13 protein-coding genes and 1 pseudogene are annotated in these 16,735 nt (G+C 74.0%); 8 read left to right on the top strand and 6 right to left on the bottom strand.

The genetic code is table 11. The features are described 5' to 3' along the window. Nucleotides 1–267: 267 nt before the first annotated feature. Nucleotides 268–567, top strand: coding sequence for a hypothetical protein (locus OG286_RS36300; protein ID WP_331741091.1), 300 nt, complete (start codon nt 268–270; stop codon nt 565–567). Between the two features lie 25 nt (nt 568–592). Here the strand turns inward: OG286_RS36300 and OG286_RS36295 are convergent, their stop codons facing one another. Then, a complete protein-coding gene (locus OG286_RS36295; RefSeq protein WP_331741089.1) occupies nt 593–1,519 on the bottom strand; it encodes a DUF2797 domain-containing protein in 927 nt (308 codons plus the stop codon). 208 nt (nt 1,520–1,727) lie between these two features. Continuing rightward, entirely contained in the window at nt 1,728–4,235 is a 2,508-nt protein-coding gene (locus tag OG286_RS36290) for a penicillin acylase family protein (protein WP_405358716.1), read from the bottom strand. Nucleotides 4,236–4,415: 180 nt separating this feature from the next. Between OG286_RS36290 and OG286_RS36285 the strand changes: the two genes are divergently transcribed. From OG286_RS36285 to OG286_RS36260, 6 genes are all read left to right on the top strand, one after another. Continuing rightward, nucleotides 4,416–4,703, top strand: a complete 288-nt coding sequence (locus OG286_RS36285; RefSeq protein WP_331741087.1) for a hypothetical protein — start codon at nt 4,416–4,418, stop codon at nt 4,701–4,703. Nucleotides 4,704–4,820: 117 nt separating this feature from the next. Beyond that, entirely contained in the window at nt 4,821–5,573 is a 753-nt protein-coding gene (locus OG286_RS36280) for a maleylpyruvate isomerase N-terminal domain-containing protein (RefSeq protein WP_331741085.1), read from the top strand. A 94-nt stretch (nt 5,574–5,667) separates the two neighbouring features. Continuing rightward, entirely contained in the window at nt 5,668–6,687 is a 1,020-nt protein-coding gene (locus tag OG286_RS36275) for an NAD(P)-dependent alcohol dehydrogenase (protein ID WP_331741083.1), read from the top strand. A gap of 207 nt (nt 6,688–6,894) precedes the next feature. Further along, a complete protein-coding gene (locus tag OG286_RS36270) occupies nt 6,895–9,072 on the top strand; it encodes a restriction endonuclease (protein WP_331741082.1) in 2,178 nt (725 codons plus the stop codon). 202 nt (nt 9,073–9,274) lie between these two features. After that, entirely contained in the window at nt 9,275–10,045 is a 771-nt protein-coding gene (locus OG286_RS36265) for an ABC transporter ATP-binding protein (protein WP_331741080.1), read from the top strand. Nucleotides 10,046–10,092: 47 nt separating this feature from the next. Then, nucleotides 10,093–12,654, top strand: coding sequence for an ABC transporter permease (locus tag OG286_RS36260; protein WP_331741078.1), 2,562 nt, complete (start codon nt 10,093–10,095; stop codon nt 12,652–12,654). 90 nt (nt 12,655–12,744) lie between these two features. Here OG286_RS36260 and OG286_RS36255 read toward each other — a convergent pair whose 3' ends face one another. After that, complete coding sequence (locus OG286_RS36255) at nt 12,745–13,392, bottom strand: HNH endonuclease family protein (protein WP_331741076.1); 648 nt, start codon at nt 13,390–13,392, stop codon at nt 12,745–12,747. A gap of 218 nt (nt 13,393–13,610) precedes the next feature. Between OG286_RS36255 and OG286_RS36250 the strand changes: the two genes are divergently transcribed. Further along, the gene (locus OG286_RS36250) at nt 13,611–13,892 is read left to right on the top strand and encodes a hypothetical protein (RefSeq protein WP_331741074.1); all 282 of its coding nucleotides are present in this window, start codon (nt 13,611–13,613) and stop codon (nt 13,890–13,892) included. 87 nt (nt 13,893–13,979) lie between these two features. On the opposite strand, the gene efeU is transcribed toward OG286_RS36250, so the two are convergent. From efeU to OG286_RS36235, 3 genes and pseudogenes are all read right to left on the bottom strand, one after another. Beyond that, nucleotides 13,980–14,831, bottom strand: coding sequence for an iron uptake transporter permease EfeU (efeU, locus tag OG286_RS36245; protein ID WP_331741072.1), 852 nt, complete (start codon nt 14,829–14,831; stop codon nt 13,980–13,982). 33 nt (nt 14,832–14,864) lie between these two features. After that, nucleotides 14,865–16,238 (bottom strand): iron uptake transporter deferrochelatase/peroxidase subunit, encoded by a 1,374-nt coding sequence (gene efeB, locus OG286_RS36240; protein WP_331741070.1) that lies wholly within the window; start codon nt 16,236–16,238, stop codon nt 14,865–14,867. A gap of 124 nt (nt 16,239–16,362) precedes the next feature. Beyond that, nucleotides 16,363–16,707 (bottom strand): annotated as a pseudogene (locus OG286_RS36235) (imelysin family protein); the annotation flags it as partial. Between the last annotated feature and the right edge of the window lie 28 nt (nt 16,708–16,735).

The raw sequence follows: 16,735 nt of genomic DNA, 5'->3' as shown, positions 1-16,735 counted from the left end.
GCGTGCGGTCGGACTGCGCGCTCCCCGGAGGAGTGGTGGTTCGCCGGGAGCGGTGCTCCGCCCACGGATTTCGCGCTACGGTGGTCCCCGCGCCGAGGAGGGTCATATGCCCGAGGTTCAGGCCTGTACCGGCTGTGGCGGGTCCGGGGGGACCCAGAAGACCGAGGCCACGGTCGAACTGGACGAGGAAGGGAGCATGGTGCCGAAGCTCAACACCTTCTGGTCGCCATGCGGTCGGTGCCACGGATCCGGGACGGTGATCGTCGGATGAGGATGCTCTTCGAGTGCGTCGAGTGCGGCAGCCACTACCTGCCGCCCGAGGAGATGGCGTACCCGGACGGGCCCGCCTCCCCCCTCTGGTGCACGCCCTGCCAGGCGGAGAAGCGGGCGGCGGGCGTCCACGAGGACCCGCTGCTCGCACGGGTGGCTCTGGCCGCCGCCCGGGCGGCGCTCGCCGGGCGGGCGGCCGCCGAGGCGCCCCCCGCGCGCGACGTCCGGCCGTCGCGGCCGCCGTTCTCGCGCCGGGCCCGGTCCGGTCCGGGCGGGGTGCGCAGCAGGCTGGTGTGAGCCCGCGGGCAGGAGGGCGGCGTGCTCAGAACAGCGCCTCCTGGGTGTCCGCCTCCTGCGGGCGGACCCGGGGCCGTACGGTCAGGCCCGATGCCGGGCGGCCGGGTGCCGGGGTGAGTGTCCAGCCCGTGAGCAGGCGGGTGTCGAGCAGCAGCGGTTCGGCGTCGCCAGGCTGGTCGAGCAGCAGGTAGCGGCCGATCGGCGACCGCAGCGTCCCGGCGACGACCGCGCCGGGGGCCAGGGAGTCGATCTGCCCGTATGCGGCGGGGGCGCCGTCGGCCAGGCCGTAGAGGTCGACGTGGTCGGTGACGGGGTGGTCGGCCAGCAGCTCCACCGCGTGCCCGTCGAGCAGGTGGTGGGCCCGGGTGCGAGCGTCGGCGAGGATCTCCCGCCGCTGCGCGGTGTCGCCGTGCCGCCACCAGTGCTCCGCCTTCGCCTTGCCGGTGAACCGCTCGCGGGCCAGGCCGGAGGCGGCAACGGTGAGTTCGGCCCGGCGGACGGCGGGCAGCGGCCCCCGGGCGGCGAACGTCCAGGCGAGGGCGCCCTGTTCGAGCAGCCGGTTGGTGCCGCGCTGCTCGGCGGTCAGGCCCACCTTGAGCAGGCCCTCGCCGAACCAGGCGAGGTAGAGCCGGTAGGTGCGGCCGTCGTCGAGGATCTGGTCGCGGGCGAGGGCCAGCCCGCGGTCCACGCTCTGGCAGGCGGGGCACTGGACGGCGCCGCCGTCCGGTTCGATGACGGCGTGGTGCGGGCAGGGCGTCCGCTCGGTGGCCCCGGCAAGCCAGGCGCCGGTGCACCGGCGCGGCCCGGCCAGCAGCCAGCCGACCGACGTGCCCGGGACGACGGCGCGCTCGTGCACCCGACGGCCGTTGACCGCGCTCAGCACCGGCCGCCCGTCCTGCCAGTGCAGGCCGGTGGAGATCCACCCGCCGCCCGTCTGCCGCGGTGCGTTCACGCCCGCCCCTCCCTCGTGCCCGCCGTTCCCGTCGTGCGCGCCCTGCCGTCCCACGCAGCCTCCGGCCGGCCGCGGTTCCCGTCCGGTGCACCGTGCGCCCGGACCAGCGAGGTTACCGGCCGCCTCGGACAGACGGGCCGGGTGGAGGTGGTGAAGGCGTGCGGGCGGGGTGCCGGGCGCGGGCCCGGCACCCCGCCGCGGGAGGTGGTCAGCGGAACAGGGTCGTCACCCGCAGCTGCGGCGACGCCTTGATCTCGGCCTCGGTGAACCGCTCCGTCACCCACTGCTTGCGGGAGAAGAGACGCGTCTGGTCGGTGTAGTGCGGCGATGCCGGGTCGACGGACTCTCCGTAGCTGAGCAGCGTGCGGGTGCGTGGGCCCTGCGGCGTCAGCTCGGTGGCCATGATGAAGCTGGAGCCGTGCGGGATGCTCGCCAGGTCGGCCGGCCGGGTGCCGCCGCCGTTGCCCGAGTCCGGGCCGGCGGTGAGGACGTTGAAGCATCCGAGCCCGCCGGGGCAGCCCGGCAGCGGGATGCCCGCCCAGCGCTGGACCAGCCCGATCGGCGCGTCCAGCGGGGTGCCCCGGGAGGCCAGGTGCTGCACCGCGTCGGCCAGCGCACGCCGGGCGGCCGCGTTCTCGCCGTCGATCCCGCGCGGGGTGGTGAGCGGCTGCGCCGGGTCGTACGGCACGCGTTCCCAGGTGTGCGGGCCGCTGCGGGCCAGCTCCAGCCAGAACGCCTGCCAGAGCACGGTGCCCCTGCTGTCGGCGTCGGCCCGGGTGTTCCAGGCGGCGAGCACCTCGCAGGCCGCGCGGACGTCCACCGGGGCGCCGTCGGTCGCGGTCGGCGTGGGGTGGGCGCGGCACATCGCGACCGCGTCGTCCCGGTTCAGCTCGGCGGTCCGGACACGGTCGCCGAACATCGTCGCCTGGAGCGAGGACAGGGTGAAGCCCGCGGTGCCGAGGCCGTCGCGGCCGGACCGGCGGTCGGCGATCATCTGCAGGCCCAGCTGCGCGCGCGGGCCGATCGCGGTGCCGTTGTTGTAGATCTCGGGTAGTCCGACGAGCGGGGCGTCCGCGTTGGTCAGGTACGGGCCGTTGTTGGAGTTGGCGACGTAGTCGGTGCGGGTGAGGGTCGGGTGGTTGGCGGGCCCGTAGACGCCGGGCACCAGTGCGTCCGGGTCGCTGCCCCAGTCGCAGGCGGTGGTCGAGCCGTCCAGGACGCTGCCGAACTCCTCGGCTTCCCGGGCGCACTGCGCGTTCTGCGCGTCGGTGACGTGCGGGACGGCGGAGCTGTCGGTGAAGTACGCGGTGCCGCCGGCGTCGGTGGCGATGGTGTACGTCCAGGGCACGCCCTGGTAGGTGCGCTGGGCCTGCTTCAGCTGGTCGAGGTTGCGGGCCTTGCCGATCGCCAGCCACTCGTTCATCGAGCGCAGGTTGCCGGCGTTGGCGTCGCGGACGGCGAAGGCGTGCTCGGTGGTCCACCCGTCGGCCAGCACCGGCCCGTAGCGGGAGTCGTAGAGCGTGCGGGTGACGGTGGACACGGTGCCGTCGGCCGCCCGGACGGCGACCGGGACGCTCCGGCTGGTCATCTGCTCGGCCCGGCCGTCGACCAGGTAGCGGGTCGGGTCGCCCGGGACGAGCGCGAGCCGGTAGACCGAGGCATGGTCGGCGTAGCTGGTGGTGTGCGTCCAGGCCAGGCCGCGGGTGTGGCCGATCTCGACCAGCGGGGTGCCGTAGATGCCCGCCCCCGCGACGTCCATGACGCCGGGGATGGTGAGCTGGACCTGGTAGAAGCGGTCGCTGCCGGCCCACTTGAGGTGCGGGTTGGCCAGCAGCATGGCGGTGCCGTCGCGGGTCGCGTCGCGGCCGAGGGCCCAGCCGTTGCTGCCGAGGTCGGCGGCCTCGCCGCCGCTCGCGGGTGCGGCGGGGGCGTTCTTCGCGGGGTTCGTGGCGCCGGTCGTGGCGCCGGTCGTGGCGGCGGTCGTGGCGGCGGTCGTGGCGGCGTCCTTCGCGGCGGGAGTAGCGGCGGGGGCCGTCCCGGCGGCGCCCGGCGGCGTCGCGGTGCCGATGGCGCCCTTGTAGGCGACCTCGCCGCCGGCCGTGTTGACGTCCAGGATCAGCGACCAGAGGTCCAGGGCGCTGATCGGGCCGACCCAGTCCTTGCCCCGGCAGGTGGCGTCCGGCAGCTTCGCCACGCCGGTGTCGCTCAGGTAGCGGTTGTACCCGGCCGCATAGCCCTCGACCATCCGGCGCAGCTCGTCCGTCGGGCCGAGCGGGGCCGGCCGGTCCAGCAGCGTCTGCACGGTGCCGGCCTCGCGCAGGCCCCGCTGATAGGTGTCGCTCGCCAGGTTGGGGACGGTCCGGTCGTCGGCGGTGGTCTCGTCAGGGCCGAAGTAGCGGGACCGCTCGCCGCGCAACGTCACCACATGGTCGGCCAGTTGGCAGAGGTTGTCCTGCGCGAAGGCGTACCCGTAGCCGTAGCCGAGGCCGCCGAAGTCGCGGGCCTGGATGTGCGGCACCCCGTACTCGGTCCGCCGGATCTTGGCGGTGTAGCCGCCTCCGCGCTCCTCGGCCTGGTCGCCCCCGGCCGCGTGGGCGGGCAGCGGCGCCAGCGCCACCGCCGAGACCGACGCGAGGCAGAACGCCACCGCACCGGACCTCAATCTCCCCAGGAGTGCGCCGAACTGACGTTCGGTCACGTGCGTGTTCGCTGTCATGGTGATCAGGCTGCCGGTCGCCGCCGCCGGGGCACATCGCCCCTTCGGACGACTCCCCCGTGGGCCGGTCGGCCTACAGGCGTACATCGCCGGTAGGGGGCGGCGCCGTGGAACCCCGAGGTGTGATCGATCACCCGGATGACCGCCAACCGGCCGCGGCCCGTCCTCGTTGCTCCGGGCATGAGCCATACGAACCAGCCCCGAGTCCTGCACGTCGTCGCCGGTCGGACCGAACGGAGGCCGCCGGCCGCGGAGTTGACCCAGCCGTGGAGCAGCAGCGTCGCCGAGCAGGCTGCGGACGCCCTCGACGCGCTGCGGACCGTCGAGGTTCCGGTGGGCGCTCTGCGGGCCGCGCTGCTGATCCTCGCCGGCCTCGTCGTCCGGCCCGGGGAGAGTGAGGAGATGCGCGCGGCGGCGGGCGAGGTGTGCGGTCTCCTCGCCGGCCTGACCGACGCCCTGTCGGCGTAGGAGCCGCGGAGGGAGCGTCCGTCGGCCGCCCCCGCCGGGCCGGACCGCCTGGCGGGGCGGCCGGGAGGCCGGGACAGGACAGGCCGGGCCCGGCGGCCGCGCTGGTACGGTCGCGCCATGATCGACGAAGCTCCCGAGCCGCACACCGGCCCTGTGCCCGATGCCACCGCCGACCCGGTCTCCCCCGGCCTGGTCTCCTCCGGTCCGCTCACGCCCGACCCGCTCGCGCCCGGTCCGGTGACCGCCGACGACCTCGCGCTCGTCCTGAATCTCGCCGCCGCCACCCTGCGCGGCGCGCCCGCGGACGCCGACTGGTCCCGGCCGGCCGGGGCCGTCGACTGGGACTGCTGGGCCACCGTCGAGCACCTGGCGGACGACCTGATCGCCTACGCGGCCCAGCTCGGCCCGCAGACCCCGCCGCTCGACCGCTACGTCCCGTTCCTGTCCGTCCGTCACTTCCCGGGCGGGCCCAACAGCTTCGTCTTCGCGCAGCGCGAGGCCGGCCCGGCGGGCCTCGTCCAGGTGCTGGAGGCGAGCGGCGCCCTGATGGTCGCGATGGCCCGCACCGCCGCGCCAGAGGCCCGCGCGTACCACCCGTGGGGCATCGCCGACCCGGCCGGGTTCACCGCGATGAGCCTGGTGGAGGCACTGGTCCACCTGCACGACGTGGCCGAGGGGCTCGGCCTGCCGTGGCAGCCCCCGGCCGACGTCTGCCACCGCACGCTCGCCCGGCTCTTCCCCGACGTCCCGCTCGATGCGGCCGCCGGCCCCTGGCCGACCCTGCTCTGGGCCACCGGCCGCGCCGAGCTCCCCGGCCGCCCGCGCCGGACCGACTGGCGCTGGTACGCGGAGGTCCGGGACGACACGTAGTCCATTCCCTCATTCCCCGACGGGAATTGTCGCGACGCCGGGCTCCGGCGAGGATCGGCCCGTAGCCATGAACCGCCACCGGGAAGGACTCCCCATGCGCTCCTACCGTCTCGACAAGCCCGGCCAGACCGACGGCCCCTCCCTCCACCACGGCGAGCCGCCCGCCCCCGGGCCCACCGAGGTGCTGGTGAGGGTGCGCGCCGCCTCGCTCAACCGCCGGGACGCACTGATCCTCTCCGGCCGCTACCCGCTGCCCGCGCGGCCCGGGGTGGTGGCGCTCAGCGACGGTGCGGGCGAGGTGGTCGCCGCCGGGGCCGCGGTCACCAGGCTCCGGGTGGGCGACCACGTCACCGGCAGCTACTTCCCCCGGTGGACCGACGGCCGGCTGCGCCCCGAGCTCGCCGACCAGCTCGGCTGCACCGTCGACGGCCTGCTCACCGAGTACGCCGTCCTGGACGAGCAGGCGCTGGCGGTGCTGCCGGCGGAGCTGGGCTGGGCCGAGGGCGCCTCCCTGACCTGCGCCGGGGTGGCTGCCTGGCGCGCGCTGACCGGCGGCGGCCCGCTCCTCGCCGGCCAGACCGTACTCACCCTGGGCAGCGGGGACGTCTCGCTGTTCGCCGTCCGGTTCGCCAGGATGCACGGCTGCCGGGTGATCGCCGTCAGCGGCAGCGAGGCCGGGGCCGAGCGGCTCGCCGAGCTCGGTGCGGACCACGTGATCGACCGCCGGCGGACGCCCGAGTGGGCCGGCGAGGTGCGCCGGCTGACCGGTGGCGCGGGCGCCGACGTCGTGGTCGAGACCCACGGGCCGGCCACCATCGAACAGTCCGTCCGCGCCGCCGCGCTGTACGGGCAGATCGTGCTGCTCTGGGTGGTCGGCAACCAGCCGGCCGCACTGCGGATCAGCGACGAGGCGTACGCGGGCTCGCTGGCGACGATCCGGCCCGAGTTCGTCGGCAGCCGAGCCGACCTCGAGGCGGTGATCCGGGCGGTCGGGACGCACGGGCTGGGGCCGGTGGTCGGGCGGGAATTCGGCTTCGACGAGGTGCCGCAGGCGTACCGCCACTTCCTGGAGCGCGGCACGGTCGGCAAGACGGTGATCCGGGTGGCCGGCTGACGAAGGGCCCGCCCGGACGGCCGTCACCCCGGGCCCCCGGAGCCTCCGCCCGGCCGGCCCGCCGCCGGCGCGGCCCTCCCCACAGCCCCGCAGGTCGTGGGCGCTTGGCCGGTTCGCCCGTCCACGTTCTATTGTGGCGGGCGCGGCGGCGGCGCGGCCGGGAGGCGGCGCGCGGAGCCGCCCGGGTGTGGAGCAAAGGGGTGGACGGTGGCGGGGCGGCGGAACGACGGGGTGCTGGCGGTCTGGGCGGAGGCGCAGCGGCAGCAGCAGCGCCGGGAGGAGGCCCAGTGGCGCGCCCAGGCGGCCGAGCAGCGCCGCAGCGAGCGCGAGGCTCGCGAGGCGCAGCGGGCGGCGGCCCGGGGTGAGCGCGAGGCGCTGCGGGCGTACCAGCAGTCACGGGAGGCGGAGGCGGCCCGGCGGACGGCCGAACTGGACGCCCGGGTCGACGAGTTGAAGGGCCTGCTGGCGGCCGGTCTGGGCCGGCCGGCGTTCAGCCCGCAGGCGTTGCTGGCGCCGCGGACGCTGCCGGCCTTCGAGCCGGGCCGGCTCGGGGAGCCGGTGCCGATGCCGGACCAGGCGCGCTACCAGGTGCCGCCGCCGGATCCGGTGCAGGCACGCAATCCGGCGGTCTGGCGGCAGTACGAGCAGTACGTGGCGCAGGCGCGGGCCCGGTTCGAGCAGGACTGGTACGCGGCGCAGGCCGACGAGGCGGAGCGGCAGCGCCGGCTGGCCGAGTACCACGGGCAGTATCTGGAGTGGGTGGCCCAGCACCGCCGCCAGGACGAGGAACGGGCCGCCCGTACGCAGGAGTTGCTGGAGCGGCTGCGCTCGGGGCAGCCGGAGGCGGTGCAGGAGTACTTCACCGCCGTGCTGTACGCCTCGGCGGGCTGGCCGGAGGGGTTCCCGCACCGGCTGGTCGCCGCCTGGGAGGGGTCGAGCCGTCAGCTGGTGGTGAACTGGGAGCTTCCGGGCGCCGACATCGTGCCGGCGAGCGGCCGGGTGCGGTACGTGAAGACCGACGACCGGGAGGCCGAGGTGGCCCGGCCGGCCACCGAGCGCAAGGCGCTGTACCGCGAGGTGCTGGCGCAGAGCGCGCTGCGGGTGGTGGCCGAGCTGTTCCGGGCGGACGCCGACGGGCTGCTGGCGTCGGTGGTGCTGAACGGCTTCGTCCGCGGCATCGACCCGGCGACCGGCCGGGAGGCGGAGCGGTTCCTGTCCACGGTGACGGTCGACCGGCCCGAGTTCGCCGGGCTGGCGCTGGACCGGGTGGCGGCCGTGGAGTGCTTCCAGGGGCTCGGCGGCAAGCTGTCGGCGCGGCCGGAGCGGCTGGACGAGGTGCGGCCGGACCGGCTGCCGGAGACGGTCGGCGGCAGTGTGGCCGGGCAGGGCGGCGAGGAGGAGCCGGACCTCTTCGAGATGGACCCGATCGAGTTCGAGGAGCTGATCGCCGAGCTGTTCCGGCTGCGCGGGTTCCGGGTGATGACGACGGCCCGCAGCGGGGACGCCGGGGTGGACGTGGTCGCGGAGGACCTCGACCCGGTGACCGGCGGACGGATCGTCATCCAGGCCAAGCGCTACCGCTCGACGGTCTCCCCCACGGCCGTCCGCGACCTCGACTCCACGGTGCGCCACCACGGCGCGATCAAGGGGATCCTGGTGACCACGGCCGGGTTCGGACCGGGCTCGTACGACTACATCCGCAACAAGCCGCTGACGCTGGTGAGCGGCCCGGAGCTGGTCGAGCTGCTGGCCGAGCAGGGCCTGCGCGGCCGCCTCGGCGGCGGCAACGGCGGCCGGCCCGCCCGGACGGACGGCACGGCCCCCGGCAGCGACAGCTCCGGCAGCGACACCTCCAAGCCTGCCGGCGACTCCGCGAGCAGCGTTCACCTGTCCTGGCGGAGCCGGACGGCCGGCGGGGACGCGGTGGAGCTGGACGTCTCCGCCTTCCTCTGCGCCGGCGGGAAGGTGCTGAGCGACGAGCACTTCGTCTTCTTCAACAACCCGCAGGACCCGGACGGCGCCGTCCGCCTGCACCCGACCCGCTCCGTCCCCGGCGAGCCGGTCCGCGCGGCCGAACTGACGCTGGATCCGGGCCGGCTGCCGGCGGCGGCGGACGCGGTGGTGATCGCGGTCTCCACCGAGGAGGAGGAGCCGCCCGCCCTGCCGCTCGGCTACGTCCACGGGCTGGCCCTCACGGCGGTGTACGGCCCGGGCGCGGCCGGCCCGGAGCGCTGGACGGCCGCCACCGGCGGGGTGCCGGACACCGCCCTGCTGGTGGGCGCCTTCCAACGCAACGGCGGCAGCTGGCAGTTCGCGCCGGACGGAACGACGGTGGCGGGCGGGCTGGCCGGACTCGCGGTGCGCTGGGGCGTCGCGGTCGAGTAGCCGCCCCACCACCCGGCGGACGCGTCTCAGGGGCGGACGTCATACCTGGGGAGGAGAGGACTCCCCGTCGTCCCGCCGGGACGGCGGGGGGCCGCCGTCCCGGGGGCCGACACTTCCGACCTGCGTGGATTGGGAGGATTGAACGGAACACGATCATCCGTGCCCGTTCATGCCCATTCCCCGTCCCCGCAGGAGTTTCCCCGTGACGATGTCCGCAACCGCCGTCCGTACCGGCCGGGCGGCCGCCCGCGCCACCGGCCTGAACAAGGTCTACGGGGAGGGGGAGACCCGCGTCGTCGCCCTCGACAACGTCAGCGTCACGTTCCCCCAGGGCGAGTTCACCGCCATCATGGGCCCCTCCGGCTCCGGCAAGTCCACCCTCATGCACTGCATGGCCGGCCTGGACACCGTCTCCTCCGGCTCCTCCACCATCGGCGACACCGAACTCGTCGGCCTCAAGGACAAGCAGCTCACCCAGCTGCGCCGCGACCACATCGGCTTCATCTTCCAGGCCTTCAACCTGCTCCCCACCCTCACCGCCCTGGAGAACATCACCCTCCCGATGGACATCGCCGGCCGCAAGGCCGACAAGGCCTGGCTGGACCGCGTCGTCGAGACCGTCGGCCTCTCCGGCCGCCTCACCCACCGCCCCAGCCAGCTCTCCGGCGGCCAGCAGCAACGCGTCGCCTGCGCCCGCGCCCTCGCCGGAAAGCCCGACATCATCTTCGCCGACGAACCGACCGGAAACCTCGACTCCCGGTCCGGCGCCGAAATCCTCACCTTCCTGCGCAACTCCGTACGCGAACTCGGCCAGACCGTCGTCATGGTCACCCACGACCCCGTCGCCGCCGCCTACGCCGACCGCGTCGTCTTCCTCGCCGACGGCCGCATCGTCGACGAACTCGCCGGCCCCACCGCCGACACCGTCCTGGACCGCATGCGCCGCTTCGACGCCAAGGGCCGCACCAGCTGACGCCCCACCGCCAGCACCCCGCCCCTCCGCAGACCCCAGGACACCCCATGTACCGCACCGCACTGCGCAACGTGCTGGCCCACAAGGGCCGACTGCTGATGACGGCACTGGCCGTCATGCTGGGCACCGCCTTCGTCGCCGGCACCCTCGTCTTCACGGACAGCCTCGGCAACGCGCTCCGCTCCCAGAGCGCCAGGAGCTACACCGACATCGCCGTGACGGTCAGCGACCGCGGCGCCGTCAGCAACGGCTACGACCGCGGCAGCAAGGGCTCCACCGGCCCCACTCTCACCGAGGACACCCGCAAGGCGGTGGCCGCCCTGCCGGGGGCCGCCGAGGCGCGCGGCGTGGTCAGCGGCTTCGCCGGCATCGCCGACAAGAAGGGCGCGCTGATCGGCAACGGCTTCTCCACCACCGGCACCAACTACGTGCCCGGCGCCGACGGCACCGACCCGCGCTACCCGCTGGTCGAGGGCCGGGGGCCGAAGGACGCCCGGGAGATCGCCCTCGACCGGAAGACCGCCGACAAGGGCGGCTACAAGGTCGGCGACACCGTCCGGGTGGCCGTCAACGGCCCGGTCATGGAGCTGAAGCTCACCGGCACCCTGCAGACCAACGACCCGCGCGTCGTCTCCGGCGGCTCGCTCGCCGCCTTCGACACCGCGACCGCCCAGCAGCTCTACCTGACCCCGGGCCGGTTCGCCGAGATCGACGTCAAGGGCAAGCCCGGCGCCGACGACGCCGCGCTGCTCGCCGCCGTCAGGCAGGCCGTCCCGCAGGACGACGCGATCGAGGCCCGGACCGGCCGCGAACTCGCCGCCGAGCAGGACCGGATGATCGAGCTCGGCACCAAGGGCATGAGCAGCGCACTGCTGGTCTTCGCCGCCATCGCGCTCTTCGTCGGCGTCTTCATCATCGCCAACACCTTCACCATGCTGGTCGCCCAGCGCACCAAGGAGCTCGCCCTGCTGCGCGCCGTCGGCGCCAGCCGCAAGCAGATCACCCGGTCCGTGCTGATCGAGGCGCTGGCCGTCGGCCTGACCGCCTCGGTGGCCGGCCTGCTCGCCGGCATCGGGATCGCGGCCGGTCTGCGCGCGCTGCTCAACGGCCCGCTGGAGGCCAACCTGCCGGACGGCCCGCTGGTGATCGGCCCGTCCACGGTGCTCGCCTCGGTCGGCGTGGGCGTCGCGGTGACCGTGCTCGCCGCCTGGCTGCCCGCCCGCCGGGCCTCCCGGATCGCCCCGGTCGCGGCGATGAGCTCGGCGGAGCAGCCGGCCACCCAGAAGAGCCTGCTGGTGCGCAACACGATCGGCCTGCTGTTCGCCGCGGCCGGCGTCGGTGCCCTGGTGGCCGGCTCGGCCGCCAAGGAGGTCAAGCTGGTCGGCCTCGGCGCCGGTGCGCTGATGATCGGCGTCTTCGTGCTGACGCCGCTGCTCTCCCGGCCGCTGATCGCGCTGTTCGCCCCGCTGCTGCGCAAGCTGTACGGGACGCCGGGCAAGCTGGCCCGGGAGAACGCCGTCCGCAACCCGCGGCGCACCGCCGCCACCGCCTCGGCGCTCACCATCGGCGTCACCCTGATCACCGCGCTGACCGTGGTCGGCGCCTCGGTGAACAAGGCCGTGGACGAGGCCACCGCGAGCGACATGAAGGCCGACTACACGGTCGCCATGCAGAACTTCTCGACGCTCTCCCCCGAGGTCGCCACCCAGGTCGCCCGGACGCCCGGCGTCGCCGCGATGAGCGTGATGCGCACCGTCCCGGTCGGGACCGGCGCCGACGGCGACACCCAGTGGCTGACCGGCGTGGACGCCACCACCATCGACCAGCTGGCCACCGTCAAGGTCAAGGAGGGCTCGGCCGACGCGCTCCGGCAGGGCATGCTCCTCGTCAGCTCCGGCTACGCCGAGCACCACGACCTCAAGGTCGGCTCCACCCTGGCCGTCACCTACCCGGACGGCGCCCGGGGCTCGCTGGCGGTCGGCGGCGTCCTGGAGGCCAACACCGCGCTGGGCGGCCTGATCGCCCCCGACGCCGTCGTCGGCCCGCATGCCTCGGCCGGCTCGGGCCTGGAGAAGGTCCTGGTCAGGGGGGCCAACGGCGCGGACGCCAAGCTGAAGCAGGCGCTGCGCGACGCCACCGGCGGCAACCCGCTGATCGCCGTCAAGGGCGAGAAGGACATCAGGGCGGAGAACCGCCAGATGGTCACCGCCGTGCTCAACATCATGTACGGGCTGCTCGGCATGTCCGTGGTGATCGCGGTGCTCGGCGTCGTCAACACCATGGCCATGTCGGTGTTCGAGCGCCGCCGGGAGATCGGCATGCTGCGGGCGATAGGCCTGGACCGGCGCGGCATCGGCCGGATGGTCCGGCTGGAGTCGCTGGTGATCGCGCTGTTCGGCGGCGTGGTCGGCGTGCTGCTCGGCGTCGTCACCGCCTGGGCCGGCAACCGCACGCTGGCGGACAGCTTCAAGAACATGACCACCGTCGTCCCGCCCCTCCAGATCCTGGGATTCCTGGCCGGAGCCGCCCTGATCGGCCTGCTGGCCGCCCTCTGGCCGGCCCGCCGGGCCTCCCGGATGGACATCCTGGGCGCGATCAAGAGCGAGTAGCGGCCACGCGTGGACGTGGTGGAGCCCCGGCCGGATCGGGTACCGGCCGGGGCTCCGACATGGGGAGAAACGTTTCGGTGGAACGTTTCGTCAGCAGCCGTTGAGGATCGAGGTCAGCGCGCTCTTCTCGGCGCTGTCGATGGTCAGGCCGTAGTAGTACTTCACCTGCACCCAGGCGCGGGCGTAGGTGCAGCGGTAGGAGGTCTGCGGCAGCCAGTTCGCCGGGTCCTGGTCGCCCTTGGTGCGGTTGGAGCTGGCGGAGACCGCGAGCAGCTGCGGGCGGGTCAGGTCGTTGGCGAAGGCCTTGCGCTGGCCGGTGGTCCAGGCCCAGGCGCCGGAGCGCCAGGCCTCGGCGAGCGGCACCAGGTGGTCGATGTCGAAGCTGGAGGCGCTGGTGGTGGTGACGTTGTCGTACACCGACGTCCAGTTGCCGCTGACGGAGGCGCAGCTGGAGTCGGTCGTCACGCCGCTGCCGTCGCGCTTGAGGACCGTCTCGCGGGTGTTGCAGGTGCCGGAGATGGTGATCCAGTGCGGGAACAGCGCCCGGTCGTAGGTGTCGGCGTGGGACTCCGCGGTCGCCGCGATCGAGGCCAGGTACGAACGGGCGGTGGCGGCCGAGACCGGGGTGGGCAGCGCGGCCTGGGCGCTGCCGGCGCCGGCCAGCAGGGTGGTGAGGGCGAGCAGCAGGGCGCCGAAGGCGGCGGCCAGGACACGGTGGGGCGTGCGTATCGCGGACATGCAGGGACTCCTGGGTCGGTGTGAGGGCAGGCCGAAGCCCCCGGGCTGAGCGGCCCGGGCCGCCAACCAGCATGGCGTGCGCGGGGTTTACGCGGGTAGACCCTGGAGGTTAACTTTTGAGCCCCAGTCAGGTCCCGGCTGTGGGAGGGGTTCCGGCCGGCTTGGCCGTCGGTGCCGCGTGGGACGATGTCCCGCTCGGGGACAACGGGGAGGGCTGCATGGAGACGAGCAGGATCACGGGCGACGGCCCGGATGGTCACGAGCACACGGTGCGGATCGTCGCCCGGGGCCCGGACAACACGCGGTACGTGGTCTGCGAGGGCTGCGGCTATCGCAAGCGGGCCGGCATGTTCGCGCGGGCCAAGGCCGAACAGCACCTGTCCGAGTCGCACGACGCGAGCGGCTTCCGACAGCAGATGAGCCCCTGGCCGATCGTCCTCGGGGTGATCGGGGTCGTCATCCTGCTGGTGTTCGCGGCGGGGGTGCGCGGCGGCCACTGACACCCCCGGCCGACGCGCCCCCAACGCGGACCGCCCCGCCCGGCGGGTGCCGGGCGGGGCGGTCAGGTGGTGCGGGGCCGGACGCGGTCAGGCGGCCGACTTGGCGGAGCCCTGCTTCGGGGCGACCGGCTTGGCCGGCCTGCCGCCGAAGACACCGAAGAAGAAGGCCAGCGTCGGGATCAGGTAGGCCGCCCAGACGGCCAGCTGGAGGACGGTCGGGTCCGGCTGGAAGTTGAAGACGCCCTTGAGCAGGGTGCCGTACCAGCTGTCCTTCGGGATGGTGCTGCTGATGTCGAAGGCCAGGTCGTGCAGGCCGCCGAGCCAGCCGGCCTCCTGCAGGTCGTGCACGCCGTAGGCGAGCACGCCGGCGGCGACGACGACCAGCATGGCGCCGGTCCAGGTGAAGAACTTGGCCAGGTTGATCTTCAGCGCGCCACGGTAGAAGAGCCAGCCGAGCACCACCGAGGTGGCCAGGCCCAGCGCCGCGCCGATGATCGGGTTGTAGCCGTCGTTGGTGGCCTGCACCGCCGACCAGATGAACAGCGCCGTCTCCAGGCCCTCGCGGCCGACGGCCAGGAAGGAGGTGACCACCAGCGCGACCGTACCCATGGCGAGCGCCGCGTCCAGCTTGCCGTGCAGCTCGCTCTTCAGGTGCCGGGCGGTGCGGCGCATCCAGAACACCATCCAGGTGACCAGGCCGACGGCGATGATCGACAGCGTGCCGCCGAGCGCCTCCTGGGCCTCGAAGGTCAGCTGGGAGGAGCCGAACTGGAGGACGGCACCGAAGGCCATGCTCAGCACGACGGCCGCCGCGATGCCGCCCCAGACCGGCGGCAGCTTGTCCTTGCGGCCGGTCTTGACCAGATAGGCGATCAGGATGCAGACGACCAGGCTGGCTTCGAGGCCCTCGCGAAGGCCGATCAGGTAGTTGCCGAACACGGCACTCTCCTCGGGGTTGAACGGGGCAGGGGATCAGCCGAAGAGGGCCTGGCCCCACCACTCGCCGGGCTTGCGGACGCCCGCCGGGCAGGCGAAGTGGGCGGAGCCGACGTGCTGGATGTACTCGTTGAGCTTGTCGCTGCCCGCCAGACGCTGCTGCAGCGGCACGAACGCCTTGCGGCTGTCCCGCTGGTAGGCGAGGAAGAACAGGCCCGCGTCCAGGCGGCCGAGACCATCGGTGCCGTCGGTGAAGGAGAAACCGCGGCGCAGGATCATCAGCCCGTTGTTGCTGTCCGGGTGGGCCAGGCGCACGTGCGAGTCGTCGGGCATCGCCTTGAGGTCCGGCGCGTCGTGCTCCTTGGCCTTGCCGTACGGGGCACCCTCGCCCTTGGTCCGGCCGAAGACGTCCTCCTGCTCCTTGAGCGAGGTGCGGTCCCAGGTCTCGATGTGCATCCGGATCCGCCGGGCGACCAGGTACGAGCCGCCGGTCATCCAGTCCGCGCCCTCGCCGGGGGCGACCCAGACGTGCTCGGCGAGCTTCGCCGTGTCGGTACCGGCGATGTTGTGGGTGCCGTCCTTGAACCCCATCATGTTGCGCGGCGTCTGCGCGTCCGGGGTGGTGGAGGAGGTCTTGCCGAAGCCGAGCTGCGACCAGCGGATGTTGACCGTGCCCATGCCGATCCGGGCCAGGTTGCGGATCGCGTGCACGGCGACCTGCGGATCGTCGGCGCAGGCCTGGATGCACAGGTCGCCACCGCTGCGGGCCGGGTCGAGGTTGTCGCCCTTGAACTTCGGCAGGTCGATCAGGGCCTCGGGGCGCCTGGCCTTGAGGCCGAAGCGGTCCACGCCGTCCTTCTCGAACAGGGTCGGGCCGAAGCCGATGGTGAGGGTGAGCCGGCAGGCCGGCAGGCCCAGGGCCTCGCCGGTGTCGTCCGGCGGCGCCTCCGGCAGCCCGCTCGCGGCGCCGCTGCCGACCTCACGCCCGCCGGTCATCGCCGCGGCCGCCTTCGTCCACTCCTTCAGCATCTTCACCAGCGACTCGCGGGTGGCCGTGGCCGACACGTCGAACGAGGCGAAGTGCAACCGGTCCTGGACCGGGGTGGAGATGCCCGACTGGTGGTCACCGTAGAAGGGGATGTCCCCGCCCACGGCGGCGGGCGCCGGTGCCGGGTCGTCCTGCCGGGTGGCGGCGGCGACCGAGCCGACGCCGGCGGCACCGAGGGCGACGCCGGCGCCGGCCCAGCCGATCACGGCTCGCCGGCTGACCGGGCCGCGGGCGGCGATGTCCTGCGCGGCGACGGTGGCAGTGGCGCCGGCGGTGGCAGCTGCGGTCTCGGAGGCAGCGGGGGTGGTGGCGGCGTCGGTGCCGGCCGGAGTCCCGGTCTGCTGCTCGTTCTCGGCGTCCATCTGCGGGCGGGCCCTTCTCTGTACTGAACTCACGGATGCCGCGGCGGCCGCTCGGGCCGCTACGGCGGTGTGGTGGAGGTGGTGCTCTGCCTGGCCGCCCCGGGCGGGAACGGCCGGGCGGGTACTACTTGACGACGACCGCGGCGCCCAGCTTCGACAGCGGCTCGCCCAGCGAGTTCACCGCGTCGGAGAAGGTCTTGCGCTCGACCTCGGTCACCTTGTCGTACGAGGTGTAGGTGCCGTCGGCCTGCTTGTACTTGGCCAGCAGCGCCTGGATCGCGGCGAACTCCGAGTCCAGGGTCTTGGCCAGCTCGGCGTCCTTCTCCGAGGCGACCGGCTTCAGCAGCTCGTAGGCCTTCTGCGCGCCCTCGACGTTGGCGGCGAAGTCGGCGAGGTCGGTGTGGCTGTAGCGCTCCTCCTCACCGGTGATCTTGCCGGTGGCGACCTCGTCCAGCAGCTCCTTGGCTCCATATTATAGTTGGTCGCGGTGATCTCCG

Source organism: Kitasatospora sp. NBC_00039 (assembly GCF_045160625.1).
In the GTDB taxonomy this organism is placed as follows: Bacteria; Actinomycetota; Actinomycetes; order Streptomycetales; family Streptomycetaceae; genus Kitasatospora.
Note: the sequence above shows the minus strand (reverse complement) of the source record. Positions and strands in the feature narration are given on the sequence as shown.

Coding starts and splice junctions, on each gene's coding strand:
- OG286_RS36290 (WP_405358716.1), bottom strand. CDS start 4,235: ATGACAGCGAACACGCACGTGACCGAACGTCAGTTCGGCGCACTCCTG.
- OG286_RS36275 (WP_331741083.1), top strand. CDS start 5,668: ATGCGCTCCTACCGTCTCGACAAGCCCGGCCAGACCGACGGCCCCTCC.
- OG286_RS36260 (WP_331741078.1), top strand. CDS start 10,093: ATGTACCGCACCGCACTGCGCAACGTGCTGGCCCACAAGGGCCGACTG.
- OG286_RS36280 (WP_331741085.1), top strand. CDS start 4,821: ATGATCGACGAAGCTCCCGAGCCGCACACCGGCCCTGTGCCCGATGCC.
- OG286_RS36285 (WP_331741087.1), top strand. CDS start 4,416: ATGAGCCATACGAACCAGCCCCGAGTCCTGCACGTCGTCGCCGGTCGG.
- efeB (WP_331741070.1), bottom strand. CDS start 16,238: ATGGACGCCGAGAACGAGCAGCAGACCGGGACTCCGGCCGGCACCGAC.
- OG286_RS36300 (WP_331741091.1), top strand. CDS start 268: ATGAGGATGCTCTTCGAGTGCGTCGAGTGCGGCAGCCACTACCTGCCG.
- OG286_RS36255 (WP_331741076.1), bottom strand. CDS start 13,392: ATGTCCGCGATACGCACGCCCCACCGTGTCCTGGCCGCCGCCTTCGGC.
- OG286_RS36250 (WP_331741074.1), top strand. CDS start 13,611: ATGGAGACGAGCAGGATCACGGGCGACGGCCCGGATGGTCACGAGCAC.